Here is a 9,762-nt window from a genome sequence, read left to right on the forward strand (position 1 = left end):
TATGCGAGTGCTGAGCCAATATGACCGAAAACGATGGATGGTCGGCATGGCGGCGAATTCGTCCCCCGGCTACACCTGCTATTTTTAAATGGAAAACACACCAAAAAAACAGAGGAAATCCCCTGTTTTTTGTTTACTATTTTGAATTATCATTTGCAAACTAGTTGTGCTGCAGAACGAATTCCAGCGGAGAACGCATGTCAAAGCTTCCCTTCGACTCAATCGATTCGAAAATTCCTGGCACCTTTGCGTAGTCTATCCCTTCAAAATAAGAGGCAAACTCCTTTTGGGTATGCAGGTAGAGCCTTTTCCGGTTGCGAAGGCCCGGGTTTTTTATCATACAGGCAAGCGCCACCAAGTCCTTAAAATATATTCCCTTCTCACCGGCATTAAAAAGCGGGTCCTTTTCAAACGGGACAAACTCATTGAAATTTTCATCAAAATAGCGAAGGTAAAGCACATGGAGCGTTTTTTCCTTGCCTTCATCCATGTAAGTTAGTTCGCTTCTGTTAAAAAAGTCCTCGGAAGTATTCGATTGTTCTTTTTCCAACTCGTATCCAATGCTCTTTGTAATTATCATGCCTGCTGTCCTCTCCTTATCAACAATCATATTTCCATTTTAACACAAGAGGGTATATTGGCCCCGCTCCCTGCTTCAAGTGAAATAGAGAATGCAGCCCTTGCTCAACAGCTTTACTGATCCTGAAACTTTCCGAAGAATAGGTCGGCTTCTTCCTGGATGAATTCATCTTCATTTTTATCAGGAAGAGGCGGTAGTTCCTCGAGGCTTTTCAAACCAAAGTAGTCTAAAAATTCTTTCGTGGTCCCATATAGATAGGCACGTCCGGATCCTTCAGCACGCCCGGCTTCTTTAATTAGTGCCTTGGACATTAATGTGTGAAGAGGCCTTTCTGTTTTCACGCCACGTATGTCCTCAATTTCAGATCGGGTAATCGGCTGTTTGTACGCAATAATCGCCAGTGTTTCCAATGCCGCCTGCGAGAGGGTTGAGGTACCGGGCGATTCAACCAGCTTCTTCAGGTATGGCGCATTTTCCTTTTTGGTTCCAAGCTGTACAGTGCCGGCAAGGAGCATGACAGTGAGGCCGCGGCTGGAATCGTTCTCCAGCTTTTCCTTTAAGTCCTCTACCAATTCTGAAGCCCTCGCCTCCTCCACCTCCAGTACTTGCGCTACCTGTTTGATGGTTAACCCCTCATCACCGGCGGCGAATAACAGGCTTTCAAGTATGCTATGAAAATTAATAATATCCAACTGCCGCTGCTCCTCTCTGTGCAGGAATGATGTGAATCCCGCCGAAATTCTCGGTTTGTTCCGCGATAATTTCGTTCCGTTTCATAAGTTCCAGCACCGCCAGAAATGTTACGACGATATAATCCTTTTCAGGGAGAGGGAACAAATCATAAAAATCAACGCCTTTGGCCTTGTCGCTCAATAAATCGAGGATTTCATCCATCCTTTTCTCAATTGATATTTCCTGGCGGGCAATTTTTGTCGCAAGTGGTTTTTGCAGGCGCTTTCTTCTCATAAGCTTTTGGAAAGCACCGAGCATATCATAGAGAGAGACAGTAGGCGGCAAGGCCCTCTGGGTGATTGCTTCCTTTTGAAATTCAGAAAGATCGCTTGGAGCCTTTGTATATATCAGGCTCCGTTCCTCCTCGAACTCCTTTAAGCCGTGTGCCGCTTCCTTGAACTTTTTGTATTCAATCAGCCTTTCAACAAGTTCATCCCGTGGATCTTCCTCAAACCCAGTCTCAATTCCATCATCAAATAGCTCCTCTTCCTGTTTTGGAAGGAGCATTTTGCTCTTAATCGCCAGCAAAGTCGCGGCCATGACAAGGTACTCGCTTGCCAAGTCAAGCTTCAATTCTTTCATGGTATGGATGTAGAGAAGATATTGCTCGGTAATTTGGGCTACCGGGATATCATATATATCAATTTCAAGCGAATTAATTAGATGGAGCAGCAAATCAAGCGGCCCCTCGAATGTATCGATTTTCACATTATAATGCATAAGTTCTTCACCAAAGTTTCTTCTTTTTTTTCAAACAAACTATTACTAGTATAGAGGATTGAAATAGGTTATTCCAACAAGAATTTAGCTCCTGTGGCTTTTGAGGTGTTTTTTACCAAAATAAAAACAAGAACAATGGTGATAGGCGCCCAGACACTAACTCCCTTTCTCGCATAGCATGTAAGGAAAATACAAAACCTTATAGGAGGTTATTCATATGTCAGGTGGAGTACGTGGATTTGGCGCAGGGTTCGCTTTAATTGTTGTCCTCTTCATCCTTTTAGTAATTGTCGGTGCTTCCTGGTATTAAGAAAAGCGCAAGCGCCCGTTTAGCACCGTATGGACTGGAGGGCCCCGATGTTGACTTATCGTAGCGAGGGGACCGAAGTACACTAGGTGCTGGGCGCTCCTCGGAAAAGAAGAACACTTTTCCTTCGTGCGATGCTTTGCTGCCGCAGCGTTCCTTGTGGAGCTAGACAATTAGAAAAGCGCAAGCGCCCTGTTAACGAGTAAAAGCCCGCAGTTTCCTTGCGGGCTCTTTAATGTTCCGATATGTTAAACTTAATGGAAGTTCAACAAATTAGCGGGAGGATTGGCATGTACCCAGTAACATTTGTACACTATATGGCCCATTTCCATGGCGACAGAGATTACTTTGAATGCCATGAACTATTGGAAGAGCATTGGAAGGAACACGACAAAGGAAATAAGGATTCAATTTGGGTCGCATTCATCCAACTCGCTGTAGGCTGCTACCATTTTCGGAGAGGGAATGTATCCGGGGCGTCCCGCACATTGCAAAAAGCATTGGCCATTTTCCTTAACAACGAATCTGCAATTGATTGCCTAGGCGTTGATGGGGAAATGTTAATTAGGCGAGTAAAGAAGCTAATAGCAAGGATAAATGACGGAGAAGAATATGCATGCTTCACCATTCCAATTAAGGATGGAAAGCTTGAAGAGTTGTGCGTGGAGGCATGTCGGTCAATTGGGGCTGATTGGTGCGCGGATGTTGAAATGCCGCCAAAAAGCATAATAAATCGGCACCTGGTCCGCGATCGTTCCCAGGTAATTTCTGAAAGAAAAATGGCCCTTGAAAAGAAAAAACAAAGCGCAGGAAGTGATTAGCATTCACTTCCCGCGCTCTCATCCTTTGAGCACTTTTCTAAAAAAGGTGCCGTTACTTCATTCGCTTCAATCGTTTTGTCAGGGAATATTTCCCGGAGAGCCGCAACCATATTGCGCCCAATCCCCTGGCAGCGATGGGACGGATTGACGGAAATATGCTGGATTTCTGCGGTTTCATCACTTATATGGTTGATGCCAATCAAACCAGTGATGTCTTCCTCCTTCCAGAGGAAAAGCTGCCAACCTTCAGCCGTTTCGTATTGTTTCATTGATTGCTGTAGTTTCTTAATATCTTTTTCCCCGGGCATAAATGACATAAGCCCCATAGCTATCTTTTCAAACTGTTTTTTGTAGCGAATTAACATTTCGATCCCTCGTTATAGTTATAGGCCCATTCCTGCAACCATATTATTTGGAATGAATGGATTTTAGGTTAGTATATGTTAACCAAGCATGAAAGTTGCGCTATCGTTAATCATACATAATTTAGTGAAGCGGAGCAACTGCAAATGGGAAGGCATGGCGGCTTGCCAATTCCAACTAAACCTTTTATACAATGAATACCCAGTAAATGATCCCCCAGACTAGGGCAAAGGCCAATAGGCCAAGAAGAAGCGCCAAGTTGTTTTTATTCGGCAATTTCTTCCACCTCCAGTAAAATGGATGCCAATGCCAACAATTCTACACTATAATAAATAAAATATCCATACCTCTTGCCCGCCTTAACAGGGCTGGTATACTTATATTCCAGAATTTGCACTGGACAAGGGCCAAAACTACTTTATTGGGAGGGCTTATGAAAAAATTGCTTTGTATCTTATTAGCTGCAGGTATTGTGGCGATGCCAATTACCGCCATGGCCGATTTAGCCGAGGGAGACATGATTGTCACCTTGGGAGAAAACTTATCTGAGGGGCAAAAGGAAGCCTTACTGAAGGAAATGGACGCACCCCCTGATGTCCAGGTGATTACGGTCTCGAACGAGGAAGAACACCAGTATTTAGGCAAATATGTATCAAGAGCACTCATCGGGACACGGGCGATTTCCTCATCTGCAATTACTATGAATAAGAAAGACACTGGCCTGACTGTTAAAACGAAAAATATCACCTGGGTGACGGATGAAATGTATCTGAATGCCCTAATGACAGCCGGGGTAAAGGATGCCAGCATTTATATCACAGCACCTGTTTCCGTTTCAGGAACAGCGGCCCTTACAGGGATAATTAAGGCCTATGAAATATCCGCTGACAAAACCATTCCGGAAGACATAAAACAGGCAGCGAACCATGAAATGGTTGAAACCGCCAAATTAGGGGATTCCATAGGCAAGGAAAATGCCGCTGCCCTTATTGCAAAAGTAAAGGAAGAAATTGCAAAGGGGAAACCGAAAGACGAGGCGGAATTAAAATCTTTGATTCAGCAGCAGGCCAATGAGTTGAAAGTGGAATTGAGCAACGAAGAACTTCAGGCGCTGACCTCTCTTTTTAAGAAGCTTCAGGACTTGGATATCAACTGGAATCAAGTCGGGGATCAGCTTGAGAAGGCAAAAGACCAGTTTTCGAAATTTCTTGATTCCGATGAAGGAAAAGGTATTTTAGCCAGCCTGAAGAAATTTTTCGCAAGCATAGCCGAAGCTATCCGTTCCTTTTTCAATTAAAAGAATAGAAGTTTGTTAGGTTGATTGAACAAAAGCGTTCGCACTGCGGATGCTTTTTCATTTTCAAAAAAAAAAAAGAAACTGCTCTTATTTCCGGGCAGTTTCCTTTTCGAATGAATGTGTATAAGGCAGGTCATATTGCAGAAGATCCCCATAAGTTTCCCTTTTCACAACGAGGGTGGCTTGCCCGTTTTCCGCAAAGACTACAGCCGGCCTTGGAATCCTATTATAATTATTGGCCATTGAATAGCCGTAAGCACCGGTGCAGAAAACAGCGAGAATTTCTTCCTGCCCAGATTCCGGAAGCGGCAAGTCCCAGATGAGCATATCACCCGATTCACAGCATTTCCCTGCAATCGACACTGTTTCCGTTGGCGTGGCTAGCGGCCTGCCTGCGAGGACAGCCTCGTATTTGGCCTGGTAAAGCGCTGGTCTGATGTTGTCGCTCATTCCCCCGTCAACGGCGAGGTATTTCCTTACTCCGGGAACTTCTTTACTCGAACCGGTCTTGTAAAGCGTAATTCCGGCATCGCCGACAAGCGAACGGCCTGGTTCAATCCAAATTTCCGGCATTTCCATGGAATGGGAAGCGGCAAGGCTTTTTACCTCAGCGATGATTTCGCTCACGTAAGCCGATGGCGCGAGCGGCTTGTCCTCATCGGTGTACCTAATCCCAAAACCGCCGCCTAGATTCAGCACTTTTGTTTTAAAAGAATAGGTTTTCTCCCATTCTGAGAGTTTGTTGACAATTTTTTTTGCGGCCAGGATAAACCCTGTTGTTTCAAAAATTTGCGAACCAATATGGCAATGGACCCCCAGGACTTCAAAATATTTGTTGTCCAGTGCCTCGCGCAATGCGTTTTCCGCTTGCCCGTTCTGCAAGTCAAACCCGAACTTGGAATCCTCCTGACCGGTAAGGATATAGTCATGTGTATGGGCCTCTATGCCGGGGGTAACTCGGAGCAGTATTTTAACCTTATCCTGCTTCACATCACAAATTTCTTTTAGGATGCCCAACTCCTGGAAATTATCGACAACTACACAACCAATCCCCATGTTAATGGCCATCTCAAGTTCTTCCTTGCTCTTATTGTTCCCATGGAAATGAATTTTTTCAACGGGAAAGCCTGCGGCCTTGGCAGTGTATAGCTCTCCTCCTGAGACAACATCGAGGGACAGCCCTTCCTCGGCTGCAAGCTGGGCCATAGCGATTGTTGAAAACGCTTTGCTCGCATAGGCAACCTGCGCCTTTACTCCCTGCTTTTCAAATTCACGTTTAAATCCTCTGGCACGTTCCCGAATTAATGCTACATCATATACATAAAGCGGTGTTCCAAAGCGGCTCGCCAAATCAATGGCGTCCACACCTCCAATTTCAAGGTTGCCTAACTGGTTTACTCCTATTGTTCCATGAAAATGCATGAATTTCCCTCTCCCTATCAAAATGGCGTCAAATCATGTGCGATTTGGGCAGTCGGGTAAAAAAAAGGACAGCCCCTTGGCTGGTACTGTCCAAAAACAATGATGCCCGTCCCTTTTAATTAAAAATTACTTTAGCATATCCAACATCATTCCGCAATGCATTTTCGTTACTTTGAGGACTGGCGAGAGCGATTGTGGGCATGCATAATTTTCGGCCGAAGGAGGGCCCCGGGAACTGCTCTTCGGATTAAAATTTGGATCGAAGCTTTAGGGTCAAATGGGAGGAATGGCCACAAGTATGGGATTCCAAAAGAGTTGATTCGAATCAATAGCAGCAAATAAATGGTTATGGCTATGATAAACCCAGGAGTATGGAAGAGTGCGACAATGATAAGTATAAAAAACCTGCCAATTTTATTCGCCACACTCAATTCATAGCTTGGGGTCGTAAATGTACCTATTCCCGAAACGGCTACATAGAGAATAACCTCGGGAACGAATAGGCCGACATCAACTGCAATTTGGCCGATCAGTACAGCCGCAATCAATCCCATTGCCGTTGATAACGGTGTAGGTGTATGTATGGCCGCGATCCGCAAAAATTCTATTCCCAAATCCGCGAGCAGCACCTGAACAATCATGGGGATGCTGCTTTTGTCATTTGGGCCAATATACTTTAAATTTTCAGGAAGAAGGCCTGGTTCGACCACAAATAAGTACCAGAGCGGCAGGAGAAATATTGAAGAGAAAATCCCTAAAAACCTAGTCCACCGCACAAAAGTCCCCACTGCTGGAGACTGCCTGTATTCTTCTGCATGCTGGACGTGATGAAAAAATGTTGCTGGTGCAATAATTACGCTTGGCGAGGTGTCCACATAAACAAGGACATGCCCTTCAAGCAAATGGACTGAGGCAACATCCGCCCTTTCAGTGTATCTCACTAATGGATACGGATTAAACCCTTGTTTAACGATAAACTCCTCAACAGTCTTATCCGCCATCGGCAGGCCATCCACTTCGATTGCATTTAGTTCCTTCTTTATTTTCTCGACAAGGCCTGGATGGGCTACATTTTCAATATATCCAATCGCGATATCGGTTTTTGACCTTAGCCCAACATGGATCAGTTCAAAACGGAGCCGTTCGTCACGAATCCTTCTCCTCGTAAGCGCAGTGTTCAGGACAATATTCTCAACAAACCCATCCCTCGAGCCTCTGACAACTTTCTCAGTATCCGGCTCCTGCGGCTGCCTGCCAGGATATCCTCTTGTATCGACGGAAAGGCCAACTCCCTCTCCCTCCATGACAAAAACAATCATGCCGGACAGGACTGCCAAAACAAAATCCTCAATGGAATAGATCCTGGACACCGATTGATGAACGAGGTTCTGTTCAATGTGCTGGAGCAATCCTGTCACAAGTTTCCTGTTCTCGTTGGTTTCATCCAGCGTCTCAATGATTTCAATGATAAACGCTGTTTCACACAGGCCGTTCACATAGTAGAAATGGACGTCCTTCCTTAAAATCTTGAGTTTCCTGACACCTAAGTCAAAGCTCTTGCCAAGGCCGGCATGCTCTTTCATATACCTTTCAATTTCTGACAGGGACTTAGGCAACTCTGTTTTTTCTTCATCCTTGTTCATCAACAAAACCACTCCTTTCGAGAATGATCTCAACAGCTTTTTTAGTGATAGGCGCACCTAGAGTATAATGGTCCCTCCGCGCCATTTTTCCAGTATCCCCTATCCCCACAATGATGGGAACGTTAAGGAAATCCAGGCAATAAACAGTGTCTCCATAGATTCGTCCGATCTCCAATTCCTGCACCCCGAATTTATCGACACCATAAGGGGTTAATTCACCATATCGGTCTATGCAAACGTCGACTCTAGTCCATTCCGCCCGATGTGTATTGGATGCAACCGCTATTATGCCCAGCACCTTCACGTCTGGATGGGTGGCTACATATTTTAAGGCACCTTCCCCGGCTCCTTCACCAATTAGCCCGCTATCATCAAACATGACAAGAACAGGGTCCTTTTTGCCCAAGTTAATAAGCTCGACAATTTCCGGCCCGCTTAGTGGTGACGGATTTCCCGATGATTGGGAAATACAGCGGCCCCCAATTTCCACAGCCACATGTTCAATTGCCCTCCTTGCGTATTCATCCCCATCGGTAACAAGAATCACCTGTCTCGGCATCCGTCAATTCCCTCCCTGTACTGCCTGATTAACGTTTAATAAAATATAGCCATTGGAAAAGAGAACCGAATATTTTCCCTAATACGACCGCCATTAGTAATGTGATGATTTTCCCATCGATATTTAGCCTTTTAGCCAAAATGGGAATAACATTGAGCACCTCTGCCAGTGCGCCGGCTATCATGCCGACAAATATACCCCCGGCCAGACCCAGAAAAATAATGATAAGAGGAGATAACCCGAAATCCGGATCCCTTAATCCCCCGTAAATCCCCGCCATCGTACCCAAAATAATTGCGGCTTCATACCAAACGACCTTATCGACGGTTTTGGAGATTTGCGCCAAGCGCGGAATAATCCCAAGTACCGTTAAAAAAGCAACATAGCCTGAACCCACCGCCAGTCCCCCACTAAGAGCGATAAATACAGTGACGAGAACCTCAATTGTCGTCAAGGCGCTTCATACTTTCCCTGTTTTCGTGAATCATCACGTAATTATCCATGGATTGTTGGTAATTAAACATTTCAACCTCAAGGGGGCTGGGTTCCTCATTGATCCGTTTCTTGAATATATGGTTAAAAAACAAGACCATCCCCAGCCCAAGGCCAAGGGAATAGGGAATTTGGAATAGCAAAGGCTGATTCGATTCCCTGCCGGTGATAATGAAGTACAATTTAGACTGGACCGATTTCATGCTGACATCATCATGAAAGTTCATAATGGCCATCCCTGAACCGAAAAATAACAGGAGCCAAATAAGAATGAAAAACGGCAATGCTAATTTTCGTCTTTTTTCGACAGTTACCTCAATCAGGGTTTGGGCAGGGCCAATTGCCTGAATGTCTGAATCAGGATATAGTCCGGTTATTTTCCTTATTACCTTCATGGCATCAATGACCACAAAATTGCTGTCCCTTTTTGTGATTTGATGGATGGAAAGTTCTTTTATGGCCTTTTCCATAGGTTCCGCCGCTAGGATCTGCGCGATATGTGCAATCTTGATTTCCTGTTCCGGGTTCGCAATGATTCGGTTCCTCATCCGGATATAGACCGTTTTTTCCAAAACACTCACTTCCAGACATAGTTTTCCTTGTATTGCTAGTATGGTTGAATCAGCCTTCCTTAATGAAAGGCAATAATTGCCTCAAAGATTGCGGAGATCCGCAAACAAAAAACCATATGGATCAAAGATCCCTATGGTTTCTGACTGTAGACAAACTCGAAGAGTTTCGGGTCTGCCTACATTCTTTTTTATTTAAAATATAAATTGAAATGACAATGCGTCTCTAGATTTCCATTCCGGGTGGACGCTTTCCG

At 44.7% G+C, this 9,762-nt stretch carries 12 protein-coding genes; 3 read left to right on the plus strand and 9 right to left on the minus strand.

Going from position 1 to position 9,762, the window contains the following annotated elements:
* Positions 1-160: 160 nt before the first annotated feature.
* From AR337_RS05360 to AR337_RS05370, 3 genes are all read right to left on the minus strand, one after another.
* Positions 161-580: a hypothetical protein gene (locus AR337_RS05360; protein WP_059171003.1), complete on the minus strand. Its 420-nt coding sequence runs from the start codon at positions 578-580 to the stop codon at positions 161-163.
* A 113-nt stretch (positions 581-693) separates the two neighbouring features.
* Positions 694-1,272, minus strand: coding sequence for an SMC-Scp complex subunit ScpB (gene scpB, locus AR337_RS05365; protein ID WP_059171004.1), 579 nt, complete (start codon positions 1,270-1,272; stop codon positions 694-696).
* Positions 1,259-2,032, minus strand: coding sequence for a segregation/condensation protein A (locus AR337_RS05370; RefSeq protein WP_059171005.1), 774 nt, complete (start codon positions 2,030-2,032; stop codon positions 1,259-1,261). Before AR337_RS05370 ends, scpB begins: the two co-directional genes overlap by 14 nt.
* A gap of 217 nt (positions 2,033-2,249) precedes the next feature.
* On the opposite strand from AR337_RS05370, the gene AR337_RS05375 reads away from it, so the two are divergent.
* Positions 2,250-2,342, plus strand: a complete 93-nt coding sequence (locus tag AR337_RS05375; RefSeq protein ID WP_059171006.1) for a YjcZ family sporulation protein — start codon at positions 2,250-2,252, stop codon at positions 2,340-2,342.
* Between the two features lie 287 nt (positions 2,343-2,629).
* On the plus strand, positions 2,630-3,160 hold the full coding sequence (locus tag AR337_RS05380) for a DUF309 domain-containing protein (protein WP_059171007.1): 531 nt from the start codon (positions 2,630-2,632) through the stop codon (positions 3,158-3,160).
* On the opposite strand, the gene AR337_RS05385 is transcribed toward AR337_RS05380, so the two are convergent.
* The gene (locus tag AR337_RS05385) at positions 3,157-3,525 is read right to left on the minus strand and encodes a GNAT family N-acetyltransferase (RefSeq protein ID WP_059171008.1); all 369 of its coding nucleotides are present in this window, start codon (positions 3,523-3,525) and stop codon (positions 3,157-3,159) included. The two genes, AR337_RS05380 and AR337_RS05385, sit on opposite strands and share 4 nt — an antisense overlap.
* A gap of 431 nt (positions 3,526-3,956) precedes the next feature.
* On the opposite strand from AR337_RS05385, the gene AR337_RS05390 reads away from it, so the two are divergent.
* Positions 3,957-4,820 (plus strand): DUF1002 domain-containing protein, encoded by an 864-nt coding sequence (locus AR337_RS05390; RefSeq protein ID WP_059171009.1) that lies wholly within the window; start codon positions 3,957-3,959, stop codon positions 4,818-4,820.
* Between the two features lie 87 nt (positions 4,821-4,907).
* On the opposite strand, the gene lysA is transcribed toward AR337_RS05390, so the two are convergent.
* From lysA to AR337_RS05415, 5 genes are all read right to left on the minus strand, one after another.
* Positions 4,908-6,242, minus strand: a complete 1,335-nt coding sequence (gene lysA / locus AR337_RS05395) for a diaminopimelate decarboxylase (RefSeq protein ID WP_059171010.1) — start codon at positions 6,240-6,242, stop codon at positions 4,908-4,910.
* A 167-nt stretch (positions 6,243-6,409) separates the two neighbouring features.
* A complete protein-coding gene (locus tag AR337_RS05400) occupies positions 6,410-7,885 on the minus strand; it encodes a spore germination protein (protein WP_059171011.1) in 1,476 nt (491 codons plus the stop codon).
* Positions 7,872-8,444 carry a stage V sporulation protein AE gene (locus tag AR337_RS05405; RefSeq protein WP_059171012.1) on the minus strand — a complete coding sequence of 191 codons (573 nt, stop codon included), beginning with the start codon at positions 8,442-8,444 and terminating at the stop codon, positions 7,872-7,874. The genes AR337_RS05400 and AR337_RS05405 overlap by 14 nt, the downstream gene beginning before the upstream one ends.
* A 28-nt stretch (positions 8,445-8,472) precedes the next feature.
* The gene (locus tag AR337_RS05410) at positions 8,473-8,841 is read right to left on the minus strand and encodes a stage V sporulation protein AB (protein ID WP_301335708.1); all 369 of its coding nucleotides are present in this window, start codon (positions 8,839-8,841) and stop codon (positions 8,473-8,475) included.
* A gap of 43 nt (positions 8,842-8,884) precedes the next feature.
* The gene (locus AR337_RS05415) at positions 8,885-9,508 is read right to left on the minus strand and encodes a stage V sporulation protein AA (RefSeq protein WP_059171014.1); all 624 of its coding nucleotides are present in this window, start codon (positions 9,506-9,508) and stop codon (positions 8,885-8,887) included.
* Positions 9,509-9,762 lie beyond the last annotated feature (254 nt).

This window comes from Bacillus sp. FJAT-27445 (genome assembly GCF_001510665.1).
Lineage (GTDB): Bacteria > Bacillota > Bacilli > Bacillales > Cytobacillaceae > Bacillus_D.